Genomic DNA, 26,569 nt, shown 5'->3' with positions numbered 1-26,569 from the left:
GCGCCTTCAGGGTCAGTCTTACTCAGCCTTTGGCGTTTCGCGCAGACGAATGTGCAATTCGCGCAATGCCTTGGCATCTACCGCGCCCGGAGCCTGAGTCATGACGTCAGCCGCGCTCTGGGTTTTCGGGAACGCGATCACTTCACGGATCGACTGGGCGCCGGTCATCAGCATCACCAGACGGTCCAGGCCGAAGGCCAGGCCACCGTGCGGCGGCGCGCCATACTTCAGGGCGTCGAGCAGGAAGCCGAATTTCTCTTCCTGTTCCGCTTCATTGATACCCAGCAGGCGGAACACCGTCTGCTGCATTTCCTTGCGGTGGATACGGATCGAACCGCCACCCAGCTCGGTGCCGTTCAGGACCATGTCGTAGGCACGGGACAGAGCAGTTGCCGGGTTGGCTTCGAGTTCTTCCGGGGTGCACTTCGGCGCGGTGAACGGGTGGTGCAAGGCGGTGAAGCTGCCGTCGTCGTTCTCTTCGAACATCGGGAAGTCGACGACCCACATCGGCGCCCACTTGCAGGTCAGCAGGTCCAGGTCGTTGCCGACCTTGATCCGCAGTGCACCCAGGGCTTCGCTGACGATCTTGGCTTTGTCGGCACCGAAGAACACGATGTCGCCATCAACCGCGCCAACGCGATCGAGGATCACATTGAGGTTGGCTTCAGGGATGTTCTTGACGATAGGCGATTGCAGGCCTTCGACGCCTTTGGCGCGTTCGTTGACCTTGATGTACGCCAGGCCCTTGGCACCGTAGATGCCGACGAACTTGGTGTAGTCGTCGATTTGCTTGCGCGGCATGCTCGCGCCGCCAGGAACGCGCAACGCGGCAATGCGGCATTTCGGGTCGTTGGCCGGGCCGCTGAACACTTTGAAATCGACTTCTTTCAGTTGGTCGGCAACGTCGACCAGTTCCAGCGGGTTACGCAGGTCCGGCTTGTCGGAACCGTAACGGCGCATGGCCTCTTCGTAAGTCATGTGCGGGAATTCACCGAACTCCAGATCCAGCACTTCCTTGAACAGGTTGCGGATCATGCCTTCGGTGATGCCGATGATGTCTTTTTCATCGAGGAAGCTGGTTTCGATGTCGATCTGAGTGAACTCAGGCTGACGGTCGGCACGCAGGTCTTCATCGCGGAAGCACTTGGCGATCTGATAGTAACGATCGAAGCCGGCGACCATCAGCAGTTGCTTGAACAGCTGTGGCGATTGCGGCAAGGCGAAGAAGGAACCGGCGTGGGTTCGGCTCGGCACCAGGTAGTCGCGAGCGCCTTCCGGGGTCGCACGGGTCAGGATCGGCGTCTCGACGTCGAGGAAGCCGTTCTCGTCCAGGTAGCGACGGATGCTGGTGGTCATGCGCGAACGCAGACGCAGCTTCTCGAGCATTTCCGGGCGACGCAGGTCGAGGAAGCGATAGCGCAGGCGGGTTTCTTCGCCGACGTCGGAGTACTCGTTGAGCGGGAACGGCGGGGTTTCCGCTTCGTTCAGTACTTCCAGTTCGTAACCCAGCACTTCGATCATGCCCGACGCCATGTTGGCGTTGGTGGCACCGGCCGGACGCAGACGCACCTTGCCGGTGACCTTGACCACATATTCGCTGCGCACGCGGTCGGCGACGGCGAAGGTTTCAGCGCGGTCCGGGTCGAACACCACCTGGGCCAGACCATCACGATCACGGATATCGAGGAAAATCACCCCACCGTGGTCACGGCGACGGTGAACCCATCCGCAAAGGGTAATTTCCTGGCCTTCCAGGGCTTCGTTCAGTTGGCCGCAATAATGGCTGCGCATCATGGTCGTGGTTTCACTTCTCGTAATTCGAAATTCGGTTGGAGATCCTGCACCAGCCCCGCCCTCAAGAGAGGTGCTGGATGATGCAAAAACTCGCACGTGTCGTTCAACTCAGGCTCTAGACCCTAGTCAGCTTTGTCGCCGCCGGCCAGGTTCTTCTTTGAACCGGTCTTGAAATCGGTTTCGTACCAGCCGGTGCCGCTAAGGCGGAAGCCCGGCATGGACAGCATCTTTTTAAGCTCTGGCGCCTGGCAGGCAGGGCAGTCGACCAGCGGTGCTGCGCTGATCTTTTGAATGGCTTCCAACTGATGACCACAGGAAGCACATTGATAGTCGTACATCGGCATGGGGGTTGTCTCGGCGATCAGATTGCTACCGTAAACGCAGGGTTTTGCGGCAAAGAGCGGGATTATATCCATTAAATGCAGCCTGTGCAGCCGTAAGACTGCACAGACCGACACTCTGCCCTTTCCACCGCCAACGGCTACGCCATGACGATGCAACTCCCTTCCTTCAAGCTGTGCACAACGCAGACAACCCGCACCAGCCCGCTGAAATTTTTCACCCCGCCGTGACGCAGATGCACCTCGCGGTCGACGTGGGACAACAGCGCACTGACCGAGCAGCAATTGATCCTGGCCATTTCGCCCAAAATATCCCAATACACCTGTTCAAGTCGCAAACACGTGGCAAAGCCATTCAAGCGTACTGATCGAGACAGAGGCTGGGCCAGCCCCATATCGAACTCGCTGACAAATGGGTCAATCCTTATATCCTTAAGTGGACCGATCCGACCCTCGCTTTTCCTGGTTTCATAAACCATACCGTCGACACTCCTTTGCCATCCCTGGTTTTTACAAGAGCCATGTTCTGATTCTTATAAAAACGCAGGCGCAAAGTTATATCCAGATGACTTTATGACCATCAACGTAGGATAAGCCAACAACTGAGGGCGGATCGTGGAGAGCGTCCTACTCCGGCCGTTTTCCTACACAGCCAGGCGCAAGATCACTCAACAGTACAAGCGAAATAGGACAGCGGGCGAACAACGCCTGATAGACGTCGTTCGCGCACTGACAGGGTTATTGATCCAGCAGTGAACGCAGCATCCACGCGGTTTTCTCGTGAACCTGCATGCGCTGGGTCAGCAGGTCGGCGGTGGGCTCGTCGCTGACTTTGTCGAGCAATGGAAAGATCCCGCGCGCCGTACGCGTGACCGCTTCCTGGCCCTCGACAAGTTGTTTGATCATGTCTTCGGCGCTGGGCACACCTGCTTCTTCCTTAATGGAAGAAAGCTGCGCATAAATAGAATAGGCACCGGGGGCAGGAAATCCGAGAGCACGAATGCGCTCGGCAATCGAATCGACGGCCAGGGCCAACTCGTTGTATTGCTCCTCGAACATCAGGTGCAAGGTCCGAAACATGGGACCGGTGACGTTCCAATGGAAGTTATGGGTTTTCAAATAAAGTACATAAGTGTCCGACAGCAGACGCGAAAGCCCATCAACAATGGACTTGCGATCCTCTTCACTGATACCGATATCGATTGCCATGCTTTTCCCCTAAAGGTGATGAAAATTCATCCAACAGGTGCAGGACCACTCTAGCAAGCCTGCCGCCACGCTGCAGCCCTGGATGACCCGGCAAGCTGCGACAAATCGCCCCCGGTGCACCGCTGGACTCCTTGATTTGAGTAGCCTGCGGCTTTGCTGTTAAATAGCAGTGTGTCGCTAGCACCTATTTTTCCGGGCGCTGCGCATAGGCTGATACCAGGTACGTGCTCAACGCCTCTTATTGTTCTGAAGCGAACCGTGCCTCATCAGCTCTTCCTTGTGATCCGTCTTAACGTGAGTTAATCAAAATGTTGAAAATCGTCCACCTGCTAATGGGCGCAGCGGCCCTGCTGCTGTCCTTCATCCCTAGCCTGCGATCCGAAGCTGTTCCATACCTGCAACAACCCGATGCGCTTTACCTGGCCTTTTTCGGCCTGCTTAACCTCACCCTCGCTCCTGTTATCCCTTACTGGAACAAAGGCCCGCGTCATCAATTGCAGAACCTGGTCAGCGCCCTGCTGGTCCTGACTGTCGTCCTGCAAACCTTGACGCTGCTCGCGCCGATGCCTGTCATCGCCGGTCAACCTGCCGTTCTGTTCAGCCTGGTCGCTGCCCTGATCGCCGTTCTTCTGCACCTGGCCATCAGCTTCTACAAATCTTCACCGGCCGCCGCCTCGCCAAGCTATGACATGAGCAACCGCGATACCGGCACCGTCAAGTGGTTCAACACCTCTAAAGGCTTCGGCTTTATTTCCCGTGATTCCGGCGATGATATTTTCGTGCATTTCCGCGCCATTCGCGGCGAAGGTCACCGTGTCCTGGTCGAAGGCCAGCGCGTTGAGTTCTCCGTCATGAATCGTGACAAGGGTCTGCAAGCCGAAGACGTGATCGCCGCATTGCCGCGACGCTGATTCCAGGCTAAAAAAAACCGCGAACAGCCTGGCTGTTCGCGGTTTTTTATTGCGCGGCTTTTAATGCCGGGCAATGGCCGTAATGCTGTTCACGGTCAATGTAGGAGCGAGTTTGCTCGCGATGGACCCACAGGCACCGCGTTTTATCCTGTTGAAAACCGTCATCGTTAACGTTCTTCGCGAGCAAGCTCGCTCCTACAGGTCGAGCGTTATGACTTAATAATGAGGCGGCGGCGCCTCTTCTTCGAACGTCTCGAATTGACCGGCCATTTCTTCTTGCCGCTTGAGCAATGCCGCCATTTGCAGTTGCAGGCGCTCAACCGCACGCTGCTGGGTCGCCAGCACATCACTCAATGCCTGGATGGTGTCATCCTGAAACGCCAACTGACTCTCCAGATCGGTAACGCGATCTTCCAGGCTCATGATTCAACCCTCCACAAACGTGAAATCTTCGGTCAACACCCGCCGCAGCCGCTCGTGAATCGCCGCGACCTGCTCTGCCGTGTAAGGCTTGGCCGGGTACTTGCCCCAGACCGGGGCTGGCCAGGCGGCGTCCTCACGCTTGCGCACAATCACATGCATGTGTAACTGACTGACGACGTTACCCAACGCTGCGACATTCATCTTGTCCGCGTCGAACAAGTCCTTGAGCAGTTGCGCCAGAGCGGTCGATTCCTGCCACAGCTGCTGTTGATCTGCGACACCCAACTGAAATATCTCACTGATATCCTCGCGGCGTGGCACCAGGATGAACCAGGGGTAGTTCGAATCGTTGGACAACAGCAGCCGGCAGAGTGGGAAATCCCCGATCGGTAGCGTGTCTTGTTGAAGTCGTGGATCTAAAGCGAACACTGCGCGCACTCCCGGCGGGTCATCATTTTTCAGCTTAGCGCCCCTCTCGAGAGACGGCGTACCAAGCGACAGGACGGCAGCATACCTGCGATCGCCGCTTGCTTCACGACGAACCGCTGCCAAATCGGCATGAAAACCCGCGAACGCCCCGACATGAGACATTTTTTGCCTGAGCGCACCATTACAGAACCAATCACTTCACAAACCACGCCGAAATGACTGATTAGCAACGATGTGTTCAAATCTGCCAGGTGGCCCCACTGTATGAATTCAGTACAGCGATTAAGATTTTTTGCACCAAAACCGCACAGTGCGTCTACGCTGAGTCGTTCGGACATCCGCCATTTACTCACTGGAGGGGTGAACCGGTAACGTTTTTGGTTGTCACCCTGCCGGCCAGGAGGGTGAAACACGATGCAAACCATGGCGTCAAGCCCGAACAAAAGGTGCTTGAAACCCCCGGTTTTATGAGGTTTTTACAGCTGCAGGCAGGCCGTCAGAAAAAAACAGCAGCAGATTACTGATTTGTGCACGCTTGTTGCATTCACACCCACATCGCCTGTAAAGCGTCCGCTGGAAGTGGAAGCCTTACGGCAAATAAAAACAGTGGCAGGGTTGCCCGATGGAGATTCAAACGTTTCACCAGGGACTCTTTTTACCGACGCTCAAGCCCTGGAAAACAGCGCTAAAGTTGTCAGCCCGCTTGCGTCGGGGCTGTAAATTTGCGACATCTACCAAGCTGTTTGCGACAGGGTCGTAAAGAAGCCGAAAGGTTAGATCCGCAAGTATCGCCAACATGGTCGGCGTGATATAAGTTTGCGCCGACACAAAAAGAAAGAGCCGCCCAGATAATAAAACAGGTGGGACGGCAGTACTCTTCTAAAACCAAAGGAGCAAATCACGATGCGCGTGATGAAGTGGAGCATGATCGCACTGGCAGTTGCAGCAGCAGCCAGTACTCAAATGGCTACGGCCGCACCTTTTGTAAGTGACCAGGCTGAAGCCAAGGGTTTTGTTGACGACGCCAAGTTGAACTTGCTGGTTCGCAACTACTACTTCAACCGTGACAACAAAGATGGCGCTCGCGACGTCAAAGACTGGACCCAAGGTATTTGGGGCAACTTCAGCTCTGGTTACACCCAGGGCCTGATCGGCGTTGGCGTTGATGCATTCGGTTACCTGGCCATCAAACTGGATGGCGGCGATGGCACTTCCGGCTCGGGTAACATGAGCCGTAGCGACACCGTTAACGCTAACGGCGGCCGCGACGTCAACGACAGCCAGGGTAAAGCCGGCGCAGCCGTTAAATTCCGCGTTTCCAAAACCGAGCTGAAATTCGGCGACATGCAGCCAAGCACTGCTCCAGTGTTTGCTGTTGGCGGTTCCCGTATCCTTCCTCAAACTGCCAGCGGTTTCCAACTGCAGAGCAGCGAAGTCAAAGACCTTGACCTCGAAGCCGGTCACTTCTACTCCGGTACCAGCCAGGACAAAAACGCCCGTGACGGCGATCTGTTCGCAACCTACGCTGGCGTGCAAGCCAACTCCATCGACTATTTCGGTGGCAAGTACGGCCTCACTGACAACCTGAGCGCATCGCTGTACGGCGCCAAGCTGGAAGACATCTGGAACCAGTACTACGCCAACCTGAACTACACCATCCCAATGGGTGGCGATGAGTCGGTTAACCTGGACGGTAACATCTACCGCACCACCGATACCGGTGACGCTAAAGCAGGCGATATCAGCAACACCGCCTACTCCCTGGCAGCTGCTTTCTCGTTCCTGAAAGCACACACCATCACTGTCGCCTTCCAGAAGGTTAACGGTGACACGCCGTTCGACTACATCGGTATCGGCAAGAACAACCGCGGCGGCGACTCGATCTTCCTCGCCAACTCCATCCAATACTCTGACTTCAACGCCCCTGGCGAGAAGTCTGCCCAGGTCCGTTACGACCTGAAGATGGCTGAGTATGGCGTTCCTGGTCTGAGCTTCATGACCCGTTACGTGAAAGGTTGGGACATCGACGGCACCAAAACTCCGGCAGGCAGCGCATACACCGGCCTGTACGGTGAAGATGGCAAGCACAACGAAACCAACTTCGAAGCCAAGTACGTTGTTCAGACTGGCCCGGCAAAAGACCTTTCCTTCCGTATTCGTCAAGCATGGCACTTCGCTAACGCTGACGAAGGCGAAGGCGACGTGAAAGAGTTCCGTTTCATCGTCGACTACCCGCTGTCGGTTTTGTAATCGCAGTGGCTTAGTTAGCACGTATAAAAAAGGCCCATCTTCGGATGGGCCTTTTTTTTGACTGCTGCTTTACGCTTAAAAAAACTGACTCTTGCCACAAATGCCTGACTTAAAAGTCAGACATTAGTTAACGGGTCGATCACTGCACCGCAGATTCTTGCACCACACGAATAACCCGCTGCGGAAACGGAATATCGATGCCTGCCGTTTTCAGACGATCCCGGGATTGCTCATTAAACATGAACATCACATCCCAGTAATCCGCCGTTTTCACCCACACTCGCAGGGAAACAGTAATCGAACTGTCGCCCAAGGTAGAAATGACTGCTTGTGGAGCCGGGTCAGTCAATACGCGTTCGTCCTTGGCCAGTTCCAGCAATACTGCACGGGCTTTTTGCAAGTCCGCTTCGTAGTCCACACCCACGTCGAACACAACTTTGCGGGTAGGCTGACGATTTGTATTGGTAATAATCCCGTTCGACAAGTTGCCGTTAGGGACGATGATGGTTTTGTTATCGCCAGTACGCAGTACGGTATGGAAGATCTGGATGCTGTCGACGGTGCCGGCGACACCTTGAGCTTCGATCCAGTCACCGATGCGGAACGGACGGAACAACAGAATCAACACGCCGCCAGCGAAATTCGCCAGGCTGCCCTGCAAAGCCAGACCGATGGCCAGGCCGGCCGCACCGATGGCCGCAACGAACGAGGTGGTTTCCACGCCGATCATCGACGCAACACTGACGATCAGCAGCACCTTGAGGATGATGTTCGCCAGGCTGCTGATGAACCCTTGCAGCGCCAGGTCGGCGTTACGCAATGCCAGCAGGCCGCCGAGCTTTTGCGTCACCTTGTTGATCAGCCACCAGCCCACGGCCAGGGTGATCACCGCCAGCAACACGCGGCTGCCATATTCCATGATCATCGGAATCCAGGCTTGTGACGCCTTGACCAGGTTGTCTACTTCAGCATTCAAATCCATCTTCTTTCTCCTGATTCCCGGCTACCCGGCACGCGAAAAATAAGCGGCAGAAAAGACCGAAACCTTCCGGGATCAATCGTTTCTGCCGTTGCTTGGGCCTCGGACGCCGAAAACGCCGAGAGGTTCCCGCTTCGAAAGTCAGTCGCGGAAGTTGTTGAACTGCAGCGGCATATCGAAAGTCTTGGCGCGCAGGGCGGCGATCGCTTCTTGCAAGTCATCACGCTTCTTGCCGGTAATGCGCACCTGCTCGCCCTGAATGGCAGCCTGGACCTTGAGCTTGGCGTCTTTGACGTGAGCGACGATTTTCTTCGCCAGCTCTTTGTCGATGCCTTCCTTAAGGACCGCTTCCTGCTTCATCAGCTTGCCCGATGCGTAGGCATCCTTGACTTCAAGGCACTGCACGTCGATTTTGCGCTTGACCAAGGCCAGCTTGAGGATCTCAATCATCGCTTCAAGCTGGAAATCGGCCTCAGCGGTCAGGTTGACGGTCAGGTCCTTTTCCTTGAACTCGAAGGTGCCTTTGCCTTTCAGGTCATAACGACGATCGAGTTCCTTGACGGCGTTCTCGACCGCGTTGGTGACTTCGTGTTTGTCCAGTTCGGATACCACGTCGAACGACGGCATGTAATCTCTCCAATAAAGGGCATGCTCAATCACGAGGGAGCACACCTGGCTTGCGGTTAAAATCCGCGCTGATTATAACGGGTCTTTCCGATCATTCACTGCGAGCCTCCGATGCGCGCCATAAACAGAGCAAAAAGCTGATGTCCACCACCTGGCATGTTCTGGGCGCCGGCAGCCTCGGCACCTTATGGGCCACACGTCTGACACGCGCCGGCGTGCCGGTGCGCCTGATCCTGCGGGATGCCGCGCGCTTGCAGGATTATGAGGCGGCGGGTGGACTGACACTGGTCGAACACGGTGAAGCGCAACTCTATCCAGTGCCCGCCGAGACACCCGAAAGCCATGAGCCGATAAACCGCCTGCTGGTGGCCTGCAAAGCCTACGATGCCGAGAAAGCCGTGGCCCGACTGGCGCCGCGTCTGGCCCCCGGTGCCGAACTGATTCTGTTGCAGAACGGCCTGGGCAGTCAGGACGCCGTTGCCGCGCAGGTGCCGCAGGCTCGCTGTATTTGCGCGTCGAGCACCGAAGGCGCATTCCGTGATGGCGACTGGCGCGTCGTGTTCGCCGGCCACGGTTACACCTGGCTGGGGGATGCCGGGCATCCGGTGGCGCCCATCTGGCTGGATGACTTGAGCGCCGCCGGGATTCACCACGAGTGGAGCACCGACATTCTCACCAGGCTGTGGCGAAAACTGGCGCTCAACTGTGCGATCAATCCCCTGACGGTGCTGCACGATTGCCGAAATGGCGGTCTACAGGAACATCACTGCGAAGTCGCCACCCTCTGCGGCGAACTGACCGAACTGCTTGAACGTTGCGGTCAGCCGGCAGCCGCCGAGGATCTGCAACAGGAAGTCGAGCGCGTCATCCATGCCACCGCCGCCAATTACTCCTCGATGTATCAGGACGTCAGCCACCGGCGCCGGACCGAAATCAGCTACCTGCTGGGTCACGTCTGCAAAGTCGCCACTCGGCATCAGTTGACCCTGCCGCACCTCAATCAGCTTGAGTCAAGGTTGGTCACCCATCTGCGCAGCCTTGGATTGCCCAGCGACTGAGCAGCGGCTACGCTGGCCACTTGTTCCTTTGCAGCGATGAACCTGATGCCATTGCGCCAGCGCCTTGAAAACCTCCCGGTCGGCCAGAAACTGCTGGCCGCCCTGCTGGTGCTGTTGACCACTGTCCTGCTGGTCGCCAACCTGACCTTTATCAGCGCCGCGTACTACATCTCCCAGGAAAGCATGGCGCCCCAAGCCTTGCAGACCATCGGCCGCCTGGTGTCCAACCCGAGCCTGGTGTCCGAAGCCTTGCAGTCGCCGCAAAGCGCCGAACGCCTGCTCAATGAACTCAACAGCTATTCGCCGCTGCGCGCCGCCGCCCTTTATGACGGCAAGGGCGAACGCCTGGCGCAGTTGCAGCATGGCGACAAACTGAACCTGCCGGAACGTTATCGGCACATCGAGTCCTGGCAAGCCACCGAATTCCGCAGCAATCAAGTGATCACCCTGCCCCGCCCCGGCACGGCCCCCGGTCATCTGCTGCTGGTCGCCAGCAGCGAACTGCCGATGGCGTTCTATCCCGGCACCCTCACCGCGAGTCTGGGGATTCTGATCTTCAGCGTGCTGTTGTGGCTGGTGATCGCCCGGCCGATCAAACGCCTGATTACCCGCCCGATCCATCAACTCGAAGAATTGTCGCGGCAAGTCACCCGGGAAGAGAACTACGCCCTGCGCGCCTCACGCGGCAACCACGACGAAATCGGTAGCCTCGCCGAAGCCTTCAACACAATGCTTTCGCGCATTGAAGCCCGGGAACAGCAACTCAAACCCGCCCGTGCCGACTCCCAGGCCGCGTACGACCAAGCGCAGGGCCTGGCCGAAGAAACCCGCCACACCAACCGCAAACTGGAACTCGAAGTCCAGGTGCGCAGCAAGATCGAGAAGAAACTCACCGGATTCCAGAACTACCTCAACAGCATCATCGACTCCATGCCATCGGCGTTGATCGCCCTCGACGAGCAGCTGTACGTGACGCAGTGGAACCAGGAGGCCAGTGCCCTTTCCGGTACGCGCCTCGACGAAGCCTTGAACCAGCCGATCTTCCTCGCCTTCGAACCGCTCAAGCCGTTTCTGCCGCAGCTCAAGCAAACCGTCGAGCAGCACACGGTGGCCAAGATCGAACGGGTCACCTGGTTCAAGGACGAAGAACCCAAGCACTACGCGCTGACCTTCTACCCGTTGATGGGTGGCGCCGGGCGCGGCGTGGTGATCCGGATCGACGACATCACTCAGCGTCTGTCGCTGGAAGAAATGATGGTGCAGTCAGAAAAAATGCTCTCGGTCGGCGGCCTTGCCGCCGGCATGGCCCACGAAATCAACAACCCGCTGGGTGCGATCCTGCACAACGTGCAGAACATTCGCCGGCGCCTGTCCCCGGAGCTGCCGAAGAACCTCGAACAAGCCGAACACGTCGGCATCGAGCTGGAAACGGTGAACAAATACCTGCAGGTTCGTGAAGTGCCGCAACTGCTCGACGGCATTCAACAGGCAGGCGCCCGGGCGGCGAAAATCGTCACGCACATGCTCAGCTTCAGCCGCCGCAGTACCCGGCAAATGGCCCCGTGCGACCTGCCGGCGCTGATCGATCAAGCGGTGGAAATCGCCGGAAATGACTTCGACCTGGCGATCGGTTTTGACTTCAAGGGTCAGGCGATCATCCGTCAGTTCGACCCTGCATTGGGCCCAGTACCCGGCACCGCCAACGAACTGGAGCAAGTGCTGCTCAATCTGCTGAAAAACGCCGCCCAGGCCATTCACCAGCGCGAAGACGACCGCGAGCCAGGGCGAATCATCCTGCGTACCAAACTGAATCCACCGTGGGCGGAAATCCAGGTCGAGGACAATGGCGTCGGCATGAGCGAGAGTGTGCGCAAACGCACGTTCGAGCCGTTCTTCACCACCAAGGAAATCGGTCAGGGCACCGGCCTTGGCTTGTCGGTCTCGTATTTCATCATCACCAATAACCACAAGGGTCAGATGGAAGTGCAATCGACCCTGGGCCAAGGCACCTGTTTCACCTTGCGCCTGCCCTTGGCGGGCACCCCGCTTGTCTCTCAAGAACTCAATCAGCTATCGAGGTAACCATGGGCTTTCGCTTGTCGAAGATTTACACCCGCACCGGCGACAAAGGCGAAACGGGGCTGGGCGATGGTCGCCGCGTGCCCAAGGACCATCCACGGATCGAGGCCATTGGCGAGGTCGATACGCTGAACAGTCAGGTGGGCGTCTTATTGGCCGGGTTGGCGGCGGAGCTCGACCAATTTCCGGGGTTGAACGAAGTGATCGAGGTCTTGGCGCCCTGCCAGCATCGGTTGTTTGATCTCGGCGGAGAGCTGGCGATGCCGGTGTATCAGGCGCTGGATACCGCTGAAATCGAACGCCTGGAAGCCGCGATCGATCGGTGGAACGAAGAGCTGGGGCCGCTGGAGAATTTCATTCTGCCGGGCGGTTCGGCGCTGATTGCCCAAGCCCACGTGTGCCGCAGCCTGGCCCGAAGTGCCGAGCGGCGGTGTCAGCAGTTGAATGCGATTGAACCGCTGGCCGGGGTTGGCCTGGCGTATATCAATCGGTTGTCGGATGTGCTGTTTGTGGTGGCGCGGTTGATTGCCAAGCGCCAAGGGATTGCCGAGATTTTGTGGCAGGCGGCGGCGAAGCCTGGGGTTTGACCCGAAAGCTATTGCCTGTCAGGGCCTCATCGCGGGCAAGCCCGCTCCCACAGTGATCGTGCCGAACACAAAGTTTGTGTACACACTGAACCTGTGGGAGCGGGCTTGCCCGCGATGAGGCCCGCAGAAACACCGCAATATCAAGCCTTAGGCCAAAACGCCCGAATCCCCGCCACACCCTGTGCACCCGACTCCCAGGCTTTCTGCAGATCCGCCGGGCCAACACCACCCAACAAAAACACCGGCTTACTGAAACCTTCGATCAACACCGAAGCCTGCTCCCAGCCCAACGGCTCAGCCCCTGGATGCGTCAGGGTCGGCTTCACCGGCGACAGGGTGACAAAGTCCACGCCCATCTGTTCGGCCAGCGCCAGCTCTTCAGCGTTATGGCAGGACGCCGCCAACCAGCGTGACGCCGGTAGCGGTCGACCCGCCGCCGCATACTTGCGCAGTTGCGCTGACGTGATGTGCCAACCGGCGGACGGAAAATCGCCCAGCCATTCGAACGGCCCCTTGATCATCAGCTGCGCCTTGCCGGCACACAGCCCCGCCGCGTCCACCGCCAAATCGCGGTATTTGGGGTCGTAACCGTTAGGCGCCCGCAGCTGGATCAACTTGATCCCGCCCGCGATGGCTTTCTGAATACCGCGCAACAAGGCCGGCGTCTCCAGGTCGTCCGGGGTAATCAGGTACTGCGCGGATAACCGTGCCGCCGCCACGATCGGCTGGTTGGCCGCCGGGAACTCGTAGTTCAGCAGATCACGCGGCGCGACCCACTCCAAAGGCTGGCCTTCGGCGCCATGCGGCTCGCCGGTAAAGGCCGAAACCTCCCAGACATCCAGCAACACTTGCTTGTCCGGGTAATCGTGCCTCACCTTGATCAACGGGCGCGCCGCGCTGACCACGATGCCCAACTCCTCGTGAAGCTCACGGGCCAGGGCGGTTTCGACGGATTCGTCGTCCTCGACCTTGCCACCGGGGAATTCCCACAGACCGCCTTGATGCTGAGTATCGGCGCGGCGTGCGATGAGGATCTTGCCACTGTTATCACGGATAACGGCGGCGGCTACGTGGACTCGTTTCACTGCCCAATCTCCTCCAGACCTGCCTTCTGCCAGGCCTTGAAGGCTGGCCATTGGTAGAGGGTTTCGACGTAGGCCTCATCCACTGCAGGCAGTTGCACCTGATAGGTACGCAGGCGCACGGCGATCGGTGCGAAAAACGCATCGGCCAGGGTCGCACCGCCAAACAGGAACGGGCCGGTTTCGGTGGCAACGGCACGGCACTCCGCCCACAACGCCAACATGCGTTCAATGTCTGCCTGGACGTCTGCTGGCGTCGGTGACAGAGGCGCGTCGCGGCTCAGGTCAAACGGCATGTTGCCACGCATGGCGAAGAACCCGGCGTGCATTTGTGCACAGGCCGAACGTGCCTGGGCACGCGCGCCGATGTCTTTGGGCCAGAGGCCGGCGTCAGGGAACTGTTCGGCCAGGTACTCGGCAATCGCCAGGGAGTCGGCAACGGTGCCGTGCTCGGTTTTCAGCAGCGGGACTTTGCCGGTCGGCGAGTGCTTGAGCAGGCGTTCGCGGGTGTCCGGCTGGTTCAGCTTGATCAGTTCTTCGGTATAGGCTGCACCGGCCAGATCGAGGGCCAGCGCGCCGCGCAGGGACCAGGAGGAAATCAGTTTGTCGCCGATGATCAGGTGGAGGCTCATGTTCGGGACCTTTTGATAAGGGGGTATGGGCCAGAATCTTTAGTGTCTGGTCGGCCCTCATCGCGGGCAAGCCCGCTCCCACAGGATTTGCACTGAACCTGTGGGAGCGGGCTTGCCCGCGAAGGGGGCGACGCGGTCTGACTTAGGTACGGTACTCGGCGTTGATCTTCACGTATTCGTGGGACAGGTCGGTGGTCCAGATGGTTTCGCTGCAATCGCCGCGACCCAGTTCGATACGGATGGTGATTTCCTCCTGCTGCATCACCGCCGCGCCCTGAGCTTCGGTGTAGGTCGAGGCACGCGCGCCGCGGCTGGCGATACACACTTCGCCAAGGAACACGTCGATTTTGCTCACGTCCAGGTTCGGTACGCCCGCACGACCGACGGCGGCCAGGATGCGGCCCCAGTTCGGGTCAGAGGCAAACAGCGCGGTCTTGATCAGCGGCGAGTGGGCCACGGTGTAACCGACGTCCAGGCATTCCTGGTGGTTGCCGCCGCCGTTGACTTCAACGGTGACGAACTTGGTCGCGCCTTCGCCATCGCGAACGATGGCCTGAGCCACGTCCATGCACACTTCAAACACCGCTTGCTTCAACTTGGCGAACAACTCGCCTTCGGCGCGGGTGATTTCCGGCAGTGCCGCCTGACCGGTGGCAATCAGCATGCAGCAGTCGTTGGTCGAGGTGTCGCCGTCGATGGTGATGCGGTTGAACGACTTGTTGGCGCCGTCCAGCAGCAGGTTTTGCAGGACCTCGCGGGACACTTTGGCGTCGGTGGCGATGTAGCCGAGCATGGTCGCCATGTTCGGGCGAATCATGCCCGCGCCTTTGCTGATGCCGGTGACAGTGATGGTCACGCCGTCATGCTGGAACTGGCGACTGGCGCCTTTCGGCAAGGTGTCGGTGGTCATGATGCCGGTGGCGGCTGCTTCCCAATTGTTGACCGACAGATCGTCCAGTGCGGCTTGCAACGCGCCTTCGATTTTCTCGACCGGCAGTGGCTCGCCAATCACACCCGTGGAGTACGGCAGCACGAGGCTGGCGTCGACACCGGTCAGTTCAGCCAGCTTGGCGCACGTGCGCTCGGCAGCCGCCAGGCCAGGTTCGCCGGTGCCGGCGTTGGCATTACCGGTGTTGGTCAGCAGGTAACGCACCGGGCCTTGCACGCGTTGCTTGGCCAGGATCACGGGAGCGGCGCAAAAGGCGTTCAAGGTGAACACGCCCGCCACCGTGGAACCTTCTGCACAGCGCATGACCACGACATCCTTGCGCCCGGGGCGCTTGATGCCGGCCGAGGCGATACCGAGTTCAAAACCGGCAACCGGGTGCAACGTTGGCAAAGGACCAAGACCAACAGCCATGAATGCGCTCCTTAAAAATGATGTCAGCACCGTCATTACCCCGTTCTTCTAACGTGGCACGGTGGTTTAAATGGCAAAACGCCGCGACGGCATAAGCCGGTCGCGGCGCGGGTATTTCAGCGTATGAAACGGGTTTTACTGGATCTGCCCGTGGCAATGCTTGAACTTCTTGCCCGAACCGCAATAGCAAAGTTCGTTGCGGCCCAGCTTCTGTTCGTTGCGTACCGGGGCGATGGCGAGGGCAACATCGACCTCTTCACCGAGCAGTTCCGGTTGCTCAAGACCCGGCGCTTCGTCGTGCTGGAACTGCATGCGCGCAGCCAGTGCTTCGGCTTCCTGACGCAGGCGTTGCTCTTCTTCGATCGGATCTTCGCGACGAACCTGAACGTGCGACAGCACACGAATCGAGTCGCGCTTGATGGAATCCAGCAACTCGGAGAACAGCGTGTAGGACTCGCGCTTGTACTCTTGCTTCGGGTTCTTCTGGGCATAACCACGCAAGTGGATGCCGTGACGCAGGTGATCCATGGTCGACAGGTGGTCTTTCCACAGGTCGTCGAGCACACGCAACACGATTTGTTTCTCGAAGGTGCGCAGCGCTTCGGCGCTCGCTTGCTCTTCTTTCTCGTTGTACGCAGCCAGCAATTCGCTCAGCAGCTTCTCACGCAGGGTTTCTTCATACAGGTGATCGTCTTCGTCGAGCCATTTCTGGATCGGCAACGCCACACCGAAGTCGCTCTGCAACGCAGCTTCCAGACCGGCGACGTCCCACTGTTCAGGCAACGATTGCGGCGGAATGTGCGCGCTGACGGTCGCGTTGAGCACGTCCTGACGGAAGTCGGCGATGGTTTCGCCGATATTGTCAGCGGCCAACAAACTGTTACGCATGTGATAGATCACTTTACGTTGTTCGTTGTTGACGTCGTCGAACTCAAGCAGTTGCTTACGAATGTCGAAGTTACGACCTTCAACCTTGCGCTGGGCCTTTTCGATGGCGTTGGTCACCATGCGGTGCTCAATCGCTTCGCCAGGCTGCATGCCCAGGGCTTTCATGAAGTTCTTCACCCGGTCAGAGGCGAAGATGCGCATCAGGCTGTCTTCCAGCGACAGGTAGAAACGGCTGGAACCGGCGTCACCCTGGCGACCGGCACGACCACGCAACTGGTTGTCGATACGGCGCGATTCGTGACGCTCGGAAGCGATCACTTGCAAGCCGCCCGACTCCAGCACTTGCTGGTGACGTTTCTGCCAGTCGGCCTTGATCTGGGCAATCTGCTCAGGGGTCGGAGCTTCCAGCGAAGCAACTTCAACTTCCCAATTACCGCCCAACAGGATGTCCGTACCGCGACCGGCCATGTTGGTGGCGATGGTCAGTGCGCCTGGGCGACCGGCCTGGGCAATGATCTCGGCTTCTTTCTCGTGGAACTTGGCGTTCAGAACCTTGTGTTCGATGCCTTCTTTGACCAGCAGGGCGGACATGTGCTCGGAGGTCTCGATGGTGGCGGTCCCCACCAGCACCGGACGGCCCTGAGTCATGCACTCCTTGATGTCGTTGATGATCGCCGCGTATTTCTCTTCGGCGGTCAGGAACACCAGGTCGTTGTAGTCTTTGCGCGCCAGCGGCTTGTTCGGCGGGATGACCATCACCGACAGACCGTAGATCTGGTGGAATTCGAACGCTTCGGTGTCAGCAGTACCGGTCATGCCGGACAGCTTGTTGTACAGACGGAAGTAGTTCTGGAACGTGGTCGACGCCAGGGTCTGGCTTTCGGCCTGGATGTTCAGGTTTTCCTTGGCTTCGATGGCCTGGTGCAGGCCTTCGGACAAACGGCGACCCGGCATGGTACGACCGGTGTGTTCGTCGACCAGGACGACCTGACCGTCCTGCACGATGTATTCGATGTTGCGATTGAACAGTTTATGAGCGCGCAGGCCGGCATAAACGTGGGTCAGCAGCCCGAGGTTGTGCGCCGAATACAGGCTCTCGCCTTCAGCCAGCAGGCCAACGCGGGTCAGCATGTCTTCGATGAACTGGTGACCGGCTTCGTTGAGCTCGACCTGACGGGTCTTCTCGTCGACGGTGTAGTGGCCGGCCTTGGTGACTTCGCCTTCGACTTCTTCGACGTGCAACTCAAGCTGCGGGATCAGTTTGTTGATCTCGATGTACAGCTTGGAGCTGTCCTCGGCCTGACCGGAAATGATCAGTGGAGTACGGGCTTCGTCGATGAGGATGGAGTCGACTTCGTCGATCACGGCAAAATTGAGTTCACGCTGGAATTTTTCTTCCATGCTGAACGCCATGTTGTCGCGCAGGTAGTCGAAACCGAATTCGTTGTTGGTGCCGTAGGTGATGTCGGCGGCGTAAGCCAGACGTTTCTCTTCCGGCGGCTGGAACGGTGTAACCACGCCAACCGTCATGCCGAGGAATTCGTAGAGCGGACGCATCCAGTTGGCGTCGCGACGGGCCAGGTAGTCGTTCACCGTCACAACGTGCACGCCCTTGCCGGACAGCGCGTTGAGGTAAACGCCCAGTGTTGCCACCAGGGTCTTGCCTTCACCGGTACGCATTTCCGCGATCATGCCTTCATGCAAGGTCATGCCGCCGATCAGCTGGACGTCGAAGTGACGCATACCCATGACACGCTTACCGGCTTCACGGGCGACCGCAAAGGCTTCAGGCAGCAGCTTGTCGAGGGTTTCCCCTTTGGCGATGCGGGCCTTGAACTCGTCTGTCTTGGCACGCAATTGATCGTCCGAAAGGGCTACCATTTGCTCTTCGAAGGCATTGACGAGTTGCACCGTCTTGAGCATGCGTTTGACTTCACGCTCGTTCTTGCTTCCAAAAAGTTTCTTTAACAAAGGCGCAAACATATCGGCAGGATCTTCCACACTAAAGGGATGGAGGGCGGCCCCGTGAGTCGCCCGTGCAGCCCTCATGGCCGCATGCGAACGAGCATTCTACCCGGAAACGATGGTGAGGAAAGTGGCGTTATTCCACGATGCTGGCACAGCGCTGTGACGGGGCTCACTTAAAATAAGGGCTTTTTGCTTAACTTCAAGCCATTCACGGCAGAAGTTACTTGTTGATTTAATGGGTAAAGCGCTCGCAAAGCAATGGGTCGGGCGCATCCAGTGCTTTCTGCTACCATGGCGGCTCTGTTACTTCAGGTGTCTGATCATGGCATTTCGCCCTCTCACGGCCAGAGCACCCGCCGTTCTGCTTCGCGAAGCCAAACCGCTGAAAGCCATTTTCGGCCACGCTCAACGCCTGGGTCATTTACAACGTCTGCTGGAAAGCCAATTGCAGCCCGCCGCTCGCGAACATTGCCATGTGGCGTCGTGGCGCGAAGGCAGTTTGTTGCTGATCGTCACCGACGGTCATTGGGCCACCCGCCTGCGTTACCAGCAAAAGCGCCTGCAACGGCAACTGCAGATGTTCGATGAGTTCGCCAGTCAGACGCGGATTCTGTTCAAGGTGCAACCACCGACCGTTCAGCAGGGCGCGACCGGGCACACCATCAGCCTGTCGACGGATGCGGGCGCGACCATTCAGGCCACGGCCGATGGCATCAGCGATCCGAATCTGCGGGCGGCGCTCGAACGCCTTGCGGCGCATGCCAAACCCAAAACCTGAAGTCCCCCATCCCTGTAGGAGCGAGGCTTGCCCGCGAAGCTTTTGGCGATTTCAAGGGCCTCTTCGCGGGCAAGCCTCGCTCCTACCCTTCAAGTGCGTTTCAGCGGCGCTTACTGCCGCCTAATAATGAGCCCATCAAACCACGCACCAACTGTCGGCCCAATTGATTGGCCGCCTGTCGCATGGCTGATTTCAGTGCCTGCCCTGCCGCTGTGCCGAGGAATTCCCCGGCCTTGTCGGTGAAGCTCGGTTCTTCTGGCGCAGGCTTACCCGGCGCCGCTTCAGCCTCCGGCGCCAGGCCTTTACGACTCATCAGCACTTCATAGGCCGATTCGCGATCGATCGGTTTGTCATACCGCCCCTTGAATGGCGAACCCGCGATCAACATCGTGCGTTCAGTCTCGGTCAACGGCCCGATCCGCGACTGCGGCGGTGCGACCAACACGCGCTGGACCATCTCCGGTGTGCCTTTGTCCTGCAAAGTACCGACCAGTGCCTCGCCGATCCCCAGCTCGGTCAGCACCGACAAGGCGTCAAATGCCGGATTCGGGCGGAAACCCTCGGCAACCGCTCGCAGGGACTTCTGCTCCTTGGCGGTGAATGCGCGCAAACCATGCTGGATACGCAAACCCAGTTGAGCCAGCACGTCATCCGGCAAGTCGCCCGGCGATTGAGTGACGAAATACACGCCCACACCTTTCGAGCGAATCAGCCGCACCACCTGCTCAAGACGATCCTGCAACGCCTTGGGCGTGTCGGCGAACAGCAAATGCGCCTCGTCGAAAAACAGCGCCAGCAGCGGTTTGTCGGAATCGCCGCGCTCCGGCAGCTGCTCAAACAGTTCGGCCAACAGCCACAGCAGGAACGTCGCGTAGACCTTCGGCGCTTCGTGGACCAGACGACTGGCATCGAGCAAGTGAATGCGCCCGCGGCCATCGGCCGTCGGTTGCAAAATGTCTTCGAGTTGCAGCGCCGGCTCGCCAAACAACGCTTCGGCGCCCTGCTGTTCCAGGGTCGCCAGCCGGCGCAACAGCGCCTGGCTGGAACCGGTGGTCATCAGCGCGGCGTCGTCCCCGAGCACTTCGGGGTTATCACGCAGGTGATTGAGCAGTGCCTTCAAATCCTTGAGGTCGAGCAGCAACAACCCTTCGCGGTCGGCGACCTTGAACGCGGCGTACAGCGCCGACTGCTGACTGTCGGTCAGTTCCAGCAGGGCGCCAATCAACAACGGGCCCATTTCACTCAAGGTCGTGCGCAATGGATGACCGGACTGACCGTGAATGTCCCACAGCGTGACCGGATACGCCTGAGGCTTATGGTTCAGCCAGGGCATCCCGGCGATCCGCTCGGCGACCTTGCCTTGAGGGTTGCCAGCGGCGCCCAGGCCACACAGGTCACCTTTGATATCGGCGGCGAACACCGCCACGCCGGCATCGCTGAACGCTTCGGCCAGCCGTTGCAGGGTGACGGTTTTACCGGTCCCGGTAGCGCCCGCAACCAAACCATGACGGTTGGCCAGGCGCATGGCCTGGGCAATCGGTTGTCCCGCGAGATCGGCACCGATAACGAGTTGCAATGAGTCAGGCATTTTGTCACCCATGGTTAATCTTTGATCGTTCACGGCCGATATCAAAAACTGAATAGCGTCGGTAATTCCCTAAGGAGAGGACGGAAATATCAGCTTGCTTTCAACACTGCCCGTTTTGCGTGCCTTTATAAAAGCACGCCCTGGACATTAAGACCTTAGCGGAACCCCAAGCCATGAACAAAAATCTGCGCTTCAGCCATAAAATCCTGCTTGCCGCCGCCCTCATCGTTATTGCCGCCTTCGCCTCGTTTACCCTGTACAACGACTATCTGCAGCGCAATGCGATACGCCGCGACCTCGACAATTACCTGCAAGAAATGGGTAACGTCACCGCCAAAAACATTCAAACCTGGCTGGCCGGGCGCAGCCTGCTGATCGAAAACCTGTCGCAAACCGTTGCGTTGAACGCAGAGAAAGCCAACGTCTCCAACCTGCTGGAACAGAAGGCCGTGTCGTCAACCTTTATGGGCGCCTACCTGGGTAACAAGGATGGCAGCTTCATCATCCGCCCGGACAGCAAGATGCCCGACGGTTATGACCCGCGTGCCCGCCCCTGGTACAAGAGCGCGCAAAGCACCAGCGGTTCTGCCCTCACCGAACCCTACATCGACCTGGCGTCTGGCCAGTTGGTGATTTCCATCGTTAACAGCGTGCTCAAGGACGGTCAGAACATCGGCGTGGTCGGGGGTGACCTGAGCTTGCAGGCCATCACCGACAGCCTCAACGCACTGGACTTCGACGGCATGGGCTATGCCTTCCTGGTCAGCGCCGACGGCAAAATCCTGGTGCACCCGGACAAAGCACTGGTCATGAAATCCTTGAGCGAGGCGTATCCGAAAAACACCCCGCGCATCAGCAGCGATTTCAGTGAAGTAGACGTCGATGGCAAGACGCGCATCGTGACCTTTACGCCAATCAAAGGCCTGTCCTCGGTCAACTGGTACATCGGTCTGTCGGTGGACAAGGGCAAAGCGTTCTCCATGCTCAGCGAATTCCGCGCCTCGGCGGTCGTTGCGACGATCATCGCCGTGGCCATCATCATTGCCCTGCTGGGCATGCTGATCCGCATCCTGATCCAGCCGTTGCACGTCATGACTCGGGCGATGGCCGACATCGCTGACGGTGAAGGCGACCTGACAAAACGCCTGACCATTCAGAACAACGACGAATTCGGCATCCTCGGTACTGCATTCAACCGTTTCGTCGAGCGCATTCACGCATCGATCCGCGAAGTATCGTCGGCGACCGGGCAAGTCAACGAGGTGGCCTTGCGGGTCGTGGCCGCTTCGAACTCGTCGATGTTCAACTCCGACCAACAGGCCTCGCGCACCAGCAGCGTCGCCGCAGCGATCAACCAGCTCGGCGCCGCCGCCCAGGAAATCGCGCGCAACGCCGCTCAGGCGTCGAGTCAGGCCAGTGATGCCCGCAACTTGGCCGAAGATGGCCAACAAGTGGTGGATCGTAGCATTGCGGCGATGAATCAACTGTCGAGCATGCTCAGCGCTTCGAGCAGCAACATCGAATCGCTGAACAGCAAAACCGTGAACATCGGGCAGATTCTCGAAGTCATCACCAGCATCTCCCAGCAAACCAACCTGCTGGCACTCAACGCGGCTATCGAAGCGGCCCGCGCCGGTGAAGCCGGACGCGGTTTTGCCGTGGTCGCCGATGAAGTGCGCAACCTGGCGCACCGTACTCAAGAGTCGGCGCAACAGGTGCAGACGATGATCGAGGAGCTGCAAGTGGGCGCCCGTGAATCCGTCAGCACCATGAGCGACAGTCAGCGCCACAGTCAGGACAGTGTGGAAATCGCCAACCTGGCCGGCGAACGCCTGAACAGCGTGACTTTGCGTATTGGGGAGATTGACGGGATGAACCAGTCGGTGGCCACTGCGACCGAGGAGCAGCATGCCGTGGTGGAATCGATCAACGTCGACATTACCGAGATCAATACACTGAATCAGGAAGGGGTGGAAAACCTGCAATCGACGTTGCGGGCGTGCTCGGATCTGGAGCAGCAGGCGGCGCGGTTGACGCAGCTGGTAGGCAGTTTCCGTATTTAGCGTCTGAACGGGCCTCTTCGCGGGCAAGCCTCGCTCCTACAGATTCACATCGTCCCCTGTAGGAGCGAGGCTTGCCCGCGAAGGCTGACTGCCAAACACCACGAAACCTCACTGACACCCCGCCACAAAACCCCAACCGAACATCTATTCTTCATAAAGGTCAACCAAGGGAGAACAACGGACCGGAGGGATGTTCATCGTGCATATCGCTGACATAACCATGTTCTACGCCCCTGCCAGCGGTGGCGTGCGCACTTATCTGGATGCAAAACACCGTCGCCTCGGCATCAAGCCAGGCATTCGCCATAGTCTTCTGATCCCTGGGTCGTCTTTAGGCGAAGAAGATGGCATCTACACGGTTCCGGCCCCCGCCCTGCCCTTCGGCAAGGGTTATCGCTTCCCTCTCCGTCTCGCGCCTTGGCGCAATGTCCTGCAGGATTTGCAGCCCGACCTGATCGAAGTCGGCGACCCTTATCTCACCGCATGGGCAGCCCTGGATGCCCGGCGGCAACTCGATGTGCCGGTGATCGGCTTCTATCACTCGGACTTGCCCTTGCTGGTCAGCAATCGCATGGGCAATTGGGTCACCCCCAATGTCGAAGCCTATGTCAGCAAACTCTATGGCAACTTCGACCGGGTGTTGGCGCCGAGCCAGGTCATGGTCGACAAACTGGTTGGCCTTGGGGTGAAGAACGTTTTCGTACAGCCGCTGGGCGTCGACTTGCAAACCTTCAATCCCAGCGCACGAGACACAGGCCTGCGGGCCGAACTGGGCATCGATGAAAACACGCACCTGTTGATCTTCGCCGGACGCGGCTCCAAGGAAAAAAACCTGCCGGTCCTGCTCGACTGCATGAAACGCCTGGGCCGGCGCTATCACTTGCTACTGGTGGGTTCGTCGATGCCGGCCCTGGTGCCGGACAATGTCACCGTGATCGATGAGTTCTGCCCGGCGACGCAAGTCGCGCGATTGATGGCCAGCGCCGATGCGCTGCTGCATGCCGGCGATCAGGAAACCTTCGGCCTGGTGATCCTCGAAGCCATGGCCAGCGGCATTCCGGTGGTGGCCGTGGCGGCCGGGGCTTTTCAGGAAATCGTCAGCGAACACTGCGGCTTGCTTTGCGCGCCGAACGATTCAATGGCAATGGCCAACGCCGTACGCGAGTTGTTCAGCTCGGGCAGCGCTGTGCGGGGCAAACAGGCGCGCAGCCATGTCGAGCAGCATTACGCCTGGGACACGGTGGTCAACAGCCTGTTGGGCCACTATCACGCCGTGCTCGGCAGCCAATGGCCGCTGGCGGCCAATGGTTGAGCCCATGAACGCGCCCAGCCTGTTACTGGTACTGCATGATGTCGCGCCACAAACCTGGGGCGATTACCAACCCTTCGTCGAAGCGGTCGACGCCTTGGGCGAGGTGCCGATGACCTGGCTGGTGGTTCCGGATTTTCACAAGCACAACGACCTGGAGGCCCATCCACGATTTCGACGCTGGCTCACCAGCCGTATTGCCCGAGGTGACGAATTGGCGCTGCACGGCTACTTTCACTGCGATGAAGACGCGGCCCCCGACAATCCCCGAGACTGGTTCATGCGCCGGATCTACACCCACGAAGGCGAGTTTTACAGCCTGTCACAACACGCCGCCCTCGCTCGCCTGAGCGCCGGCATCGACGTGTTCCAGCGTTACAACTGGCCGCTTCATGGCTTCGTCGCCCCGGCCTGGTTGATGAGCGAAGGCACACGCCAGGCCCTGCGCCAATTGCCGCTGAGCTATACCAGTGATCCACAGCACCTGTATCGCCTGCCGGATTTCACCGCGATCGATGCCCCGGGCCTGGTGTGGAGCGCACGCAGCGCCTGGCGTCGGGGGTTGTCGAAGCTGGTCAGCGATCAGCGCGAACAACGCTGGCGGCAGGCGCCGGTGATTCGCCTCGGCCTGCACCCGGTCGACATGCGCCACGCGTTCTCGCGCACTTACTGGCTGAATACCTTGAAACGCTTGCTCGACCAGGGCCGTGTACCAATGACCAAGGCCCACTGGCTGGCGCAGCAATCCGACCGTATCGGTCGCGCCGCATGAGTCGCGGGATTCTGCTGCTCGTCGCGCTGCTCGCCGCGGTGCTGATTCCTTCGTTGCTGGGTGGTGGTGAAACCTGGTCTCGGTTGGGCAAATTTCCGATGGGATGGCTGCTGATCATGTTCGCCATGATCCTGTTGTGCTGGGTGCTGAACACCATGCGCCTGCGTCTGTTGTTAGGGGATCAGCGCGACAAGGTGGGCCGGATCAAAAGCCTCGGCGTGGTGATGGCTGCCGAGTTCGCTTACTGCGCCACGCCCGGTGGCAGTGGCGGACCGCTGACCATCATGGCGCTGCTGGCCCGTCAGGGGGTGCGTCCGGCCAGGGGCAGCGCGGTGTTCGCCATGGATCAGTTGAGCGATTTGCTGTTTTTTCTCTGCGCGCTGAGCGGGATCCTGATTTATGCGCTGTTTCAGCACCTCAGCCAGCGCATGGAGTGGCTGTTGATGGTGAGTGCGATTTCGATGTTCGGTGGGTTGTTCAGTTGCGTGGTGGTGGCCCGCTACCACCGCTTGCTGATTCGCCTGAGCGGTCGGTTGCTGGTTCGCCTCAATGTCAAAGCCACCACCCGACTGCGCTGGGCGCGAAAGCTCCTGCATTTTTTAGCGGCGTTTACTGACACGTTGAAGTTGCCCTTTCAGACATTGATCACGGTGTTTGCCTTGACCTGTCTGCATTGGATTTTGCGTTACAGCGTGCTGTATCTGGCGTTGCGGGGGCTCGGCGCGGATTTGCAGTGGGCCTGGAGTTTTCTGATTCAGATGCTTTCGCTGAGTGCGGGGCAATTCAGTCTGTTGCCCGGAGGTGCTGGGGCGGCGGAGTTGACTTCAGCGGCGTTGTTGGCGCCGATGGTGGGGAAATCGACGGCCGCGGCGGCGATTCTGATTTGGCGGGCGGTGACGTATTACTTTTATTTGCTGGTGGGGGGGCCGGTGTTTTTGCTGATGCTGGGGCGGCCGCTGTTGAAGAAGTTGTTGAGGTTTAAGCAGGCTTAGGGGCGGGAGCTTTTTTGACCGTGTACATATCCGTTGCTGCGGTAACGGCTGCTAAAGCCGAAGCAAAGCAAAGCAACGGCAAGATCAAAAGATCGCAGCCTTCGGCAGCTCCTACATTGACCGTGTGTGCCCATCTATTTGTATCACGCCGATCCCCTGTAGGAGCTAGCTTGCTCGCGATGGAATCATAGGCACCGCGTTTATCCTGCTGAAACGCGCCATCATTGATGTTCTTCGCGAGCAAGCTCGCTCCTACAGGGGGAATGCATTGCCTTGAAATCAGGCCGGCCTGCAGGCCGCCGTGCTTTTGATCTTGATGCACCGCCCCCTCACGCCCTGAGCCTGTCCGTCAACCTGTGACCACCTCCATCGGCGCCACTACCAGCGTTGATCCACGCCGCGTTAATGCCTGCAAGTAAGCCTTTTCGTCATAGACGGTGCTGGTTTTCC

24 protein-coding genes and 1 pseudogene are annotated in these 26,569 nt (G+C 58.8%); 11 read left to right on the top strand and 14 right to left on the bottom strand.

The window, feature by feature from the left end:
• Positions 1 to 18: 18 nt before the first annotated feature.
• From aspS to AEQ67_RS22710, 4 genes are all read right to left on the bottom strand, one after another.
• Positions 19 to 1,794 (bottom strand): aspartate--tRNA ligase, encoded by a 1,776-nt coding sequence (gene aspS, locus AEQ67_RS22725; protein WP_059406063.1) that lies wholly within the window; start codon positions 1,792 to 1,794, stop codon positions 19 to 21.
• Positions 1,795 to 1,916: 122 nt separating this feature from the next.
• Positions 1,917 to 2,138 (bottom strand): FmdB family zinc ribbon protein, encoded by a 222-nt coding sequence (locus tag AEQ67_RS22720; RefSeq protein WP_010457489.1) that lies wholly within the window; start codon positions 2,136 to 2,138, stop codon positions 1,917 to 1,919.
• Positions 2,139 to 2,275: 137 nt separating this feature from the next.
• On the bottom strand, positions 2,276 to 2,614 hold the full coding sequence (locus tag AEQ67_RS22715) for a ribbon-helix-helix domain-containing protein (RefSeq protein WP_059406062.1): 339 nt from the start codon (positions 2,612 to 2,614) through the stop codon (positions 2,276 to 2,278).
• Between the two features lie 259 nt (positions 2,615 to 2,873).
• Positions 2,874 to 3,344 (bottom strand): Dps family protein, encoded by a 471-nt coding sequence (locus tag AEQ67_RS22710; protein ID WP_059406061.1) that lies wholly within the window; start codon positions 3,342 to 3,344, stop codon positions 2,874 to 2,876.
• A 308-nt stretch (positions 3,345 to 3,652) separates the two neighbouring features.
• On the opposite strand from AEQ67_RS22710, the gene AEQ67_RS36610 reads away from it, so the two are divergent.
• Positions 3,653 to 4,255: a cold-shock protein gene (locus AEQ67_RS36610; RefSeq protein ID WP_059406060.1), complete on the top strand. Its 603-nt coding sequence runs from the start codon at positions 3,653 to 3,655 to the stop codon at positions 4,253 to 4,255.
• 216 nt (positions 4,256 to 4,471) lie between these two features.
• Here the strand turns inward: AEQ67_RS36610 and AEQ67_RS22700 are convergent, their stop codons facing one another.
• Together AEQ67_RS22700 and AEQ67_RS22695 are read right to left on the bottom strand one after the other, a co-directional pair.
• A complete protein-coding gene (locus AEQ67_RS22700; RefSeq protein ID WP_056741397.1) occupies positions 4,472 to 4,678 on the bottom strand; it encodes a SlyX family protein in 207 nt (68 codons plus the stop codon).
• A 3-nt stretch (positions 4,679 to 4,681) separates the two neighbouring features.
• On the bottom strand, positions 4,682 to 5,107 hold the full coding sequence (locus AEQ67_RS22695; protein ID WP_059406059.1) for an HIT domain-containing protein: 426 nt from the start codon (positions 5,105 to 5,107) through the stop codon (positions 4,682 to 4,684).
• A gap of 903 nt (positions 5,108 to 6,010) precedes the next feature.
• Here AEQ67_RS22695 and AEQ67_RS22690 point away from each other — a divergent pair.
• Positions 6,011 to 7,357: an OprD family porin gene (locus tag AEQ67_RS22690; RefSeq protein WP_059406058.1), complete on the top strand. Its 1,347-nt coding sequence runs from the start codon at positions 6,011 to 6,013 to the stop codon at positions 7,355 to 7,357.
• 139 nt (positions 7,358 to 7,496) lie between these two features.
• Here the strand turns inward: AEQ67_RS22690 and AEQ67_RS22685 are convergent, their stop codons facing one another.
• The gene (locus AEQ67_RS22685; RefSeq protein WP_059406057.1) at positions 7,497 to 8,339 is read right to left on the bottom strand and encodes a mechanosensitive ion channel family protein; all 843 of its coding nucleotides are present in this window, start codon (positions 8,337 to 8,339) and stop codon (positions 7,497 to 7,499) included.
• 138 nt (positions 8,340 to 8,477) lie between these two features.
• Positions 8,478 to 8,963, bottom strand: coding sequence for a YajQ family cyclic di-GMP-binding protein (locus tag AEQ67_RS22680; protein ID WP_007906601.1), 486 nt, complete (start codon positions 8,961 to 8,963; stop codon positions 8,478 to 8,480).
• Positions 8,964 to 9,103: 140 nt separating this feature from the next.
• Between AEQ67_RS22680 and AEQ67_RS22675 the strand changes: the two genes are divergently transcribed.
• From AEQ67_RS22675 to AEQ67_RS22665, 3 genes are read left to right on the top strand one after another with little or no spacing between them, the layout of a single operon-like run.
• Positions 9,104 to 10,021, top strand: coding sequence for a putative 2-dehydropantoate 2-reductase (locus AEQ67_RS22675; RefSeq protein ID WP_059406056.1), 918 nt, complete (start codon positions 9,104 to 9,106; stop codon positions 10,019 to 10,021).
• Positions 10,022 to 10,066: 45 nt separating this feature from the next.
• Complete coding sequence (locus tag AEQ67_RS22670; RefSeq protein ID WP_059406077.1) at positions 10,067 to 12,103, top strand: sensor histidine kinase; 2,037 nt, start codon at positions 10,067 to 10,069, stop codon at positions 12,101 to 12,103.
• Between the two features lie 2 nt (positions 12,104 to 12,105).
• The gene (locus AEQ67_RS22665; protein ID WP_059406055.1) at positions 12,106 to 12,687 is read left to right on the top strand and encodes a cob(I)yrinic acid a,c-diamide adenosyltransferase; all 582 of its coding nucleotides are present in this window, start codon (positions 12,106 to 12,108) and stop codon (positions 12,685 to 12,687) included.
• A gap of 140 nt (positions 12,688 to 12,827) precedes the next feature.
• On the opposite strand, the gene AEQ67_RS22660 is transcribed toward AEQ67_RS22665, so the two are convergent.
• The 4 genes from AEQ67_RS22660 to secA form a co-directional block, all read right to left on the bottom strand.
• The gene (locus tag AEQ67_RS22660; RefSeq protein ID WP_059406054.1) at positions 12,828 to 13,772 is read right to left on the bottom strand and encodes a Nudix family hydrolase; all 945 of its coding nucleotides are present in this window, start codon (positions 13,770 to 13,772) and stop codon (positions 12,828 to 12,830) included.
• Positions 13,769 to 14,401, bottom strand: coding sequence for a glutathione S-transferase (locus AEQ67_RS22655; protein WP_059406053.1), 633 nt, complete (start codon positions 14,399 to 14,401; stop codon positions 13,769 to 13,771). The genes AEQ67_RS22660 and AEQ67_RS22655 overlap by 4 nt, the downstream gene beginning before the upstream one ends.
• A 142-nt stretch (positions 14,402 to 14,543) precedes the next feature.
• Positions 14,544 to 15,761, bottom strand: a complete 1,218-nt coding sequence (argJ, locus tag AEQ67_RS22650; protein WP_059406052.1) for a bifunctional glutamate N-acetyltransferase/amino-acid acetyltransferase ArgJ — start codon at positions 15,759 to 15,761, stop codon at positions 14,544 to 14,546.
• A 135-nt stretch (positions 15,762 to 15,896) separates the two neighbouring features.
• A complete protein-coding gene (gene secA, locus AEQ67_RS22645) occupies positions 15,897 to 18,632 on the bottom strand; it encodes a preprotein translocase subunit SecA (RefSeq protein WP_059406051.1) in 2,736 nt (911 codons plus the stop codon).
• Positions 18,633 to 18,939: 307 nt separating this feature from the next.
• On the opposite strand from secA, the gene AEQ67_RS22640 reads away from it, so the two are divergent.
• Positions 18,940 to 19,395, top strand: coding sequence for a DUF721 domain-containing protein (locus AEQ67_RS22640; protein ID WP_059406050.1), 456 nt, complete (start codon positions 18,940 to 18,942; stop codon positions 19,393 to 19,395).
• A 100-nt stretch (positions 19,396 to 19,495) separates the two neighbouring features.
• On the opposite strand, the gene AEQ67_RS22635 is transcribed toward AEQ67_RS22640, so the two are convergent.
• Complete coding sequence (locus tag AEQ67_RS22635; RefSeq protein WP_059406076.1) at positions 19,496 to 20,983, bottom strand: helicase HerA-like domain-containing protein; 1,488 nt, start codon at positions 20,981 to 20,983, stop codon at positions 19,496 to 19,498.
• Positions 20,984 to 21,156: 173 nt separating this feature from the next.
• Here AEQ67_RS22635 and AEQ67_RS36845 point away from each other — a divergent pair.
• The 5 genes and pseudogenes from AEQ67_RS36845 to AEQ67_RS22615 all read left to right on the top strand — a co-directional run.
• Positions 21,157 to 22,191 (top strand): annotated as a pseudogene (locus tag AEQ67_RS36845) (HAMP domain-containing protein); the annotation flags it as partial.
• Between the two features lie 90 nt (positions 22,192 to 22,281).
• Positions 22,282 to 23,046 (top strand): methyl-accepting chemotaxis protein, encoded by a 765-nt coding sequence (locus AEQ67_RS36840; RefSeq protein ID WP_442965668.1) that lies wholly within the window; start codon positions 22,282 to 22,284, stop codon positions 23,044 to 23,046.
• Positions 23,047 to 23,236: 190 nt separating this feature from the next.
• A complete protein-coding gene (locus AEQ67_RS22625; RefSeq protein ID WP_059406048.1) occupies positions 23,237 to 24,358 on the top strand; it encodes a glycosyltransferase family 4 protein in 1,122 nt (373 codons plus the stop codon).
• Positions 24,351 to 25,127: a DUF2334 domain-containing protein gene (locus AEQ67_RS22620; RefSeq protein WP_059406047.1), complete on the top strand. Its 777-nt coding sequence runs from the start codon at positions 24,351 to 24,353 to the stop codon at positions 25,125 to 25,127. The genes AEQ67_RS22625 and AEQ67_RS22620 overlap by 8 nt, the downstream gene beginning before the upstream one ends.
• A complete protein-coding gene (locus tag AEQ67_RS22615) occupies positions 25,124 to 26,119 on the top strand; it encodes a lysylphosphatidylglycerol synthase transmembrane domain-containing protein (protein ID WP_059406046.1) in 996 nt (331 codons plus the stop codon). The genes AEQ67_RS22620 and AEQ67_RS22615 overlap by 4 nt, the downstream gene beginning before the upstream one ends.
• Here the strand turns inward: AEQ67_RS22615 and AEQ67_RS36015 are convergent.
• A complete protein-coding gene (locus AEQ67_RS36015; RefSeq protein ID WP_177333673.1) occupies positions 26,106 to 26,363 on the bottom strand; it encodes a hypothetical protein in 258 nt (85 codons plus the stop codon). The genes AEQ67_RS22615 and AEQ67_RS36015 overlap by 14 nt on opposite strands.
• Positions 26,364 to 26,569 lie beyond the last annotated feature (206 nt).

Source organism: Pseudomonas sp. RIT-PI-q (assembly GCF_001297125.1).
GTDB lineage: Bacteria > Pseudomonadota > Gammaproteobacteria > Pseudomonadales > Pseudomonadaceae > Aquipseudomonas.
The sequence above is the reverse complement of the archived record's forward strand: the minus strand, read 5'-3'. Positions and strand labels throughout refer to the sequence as shown.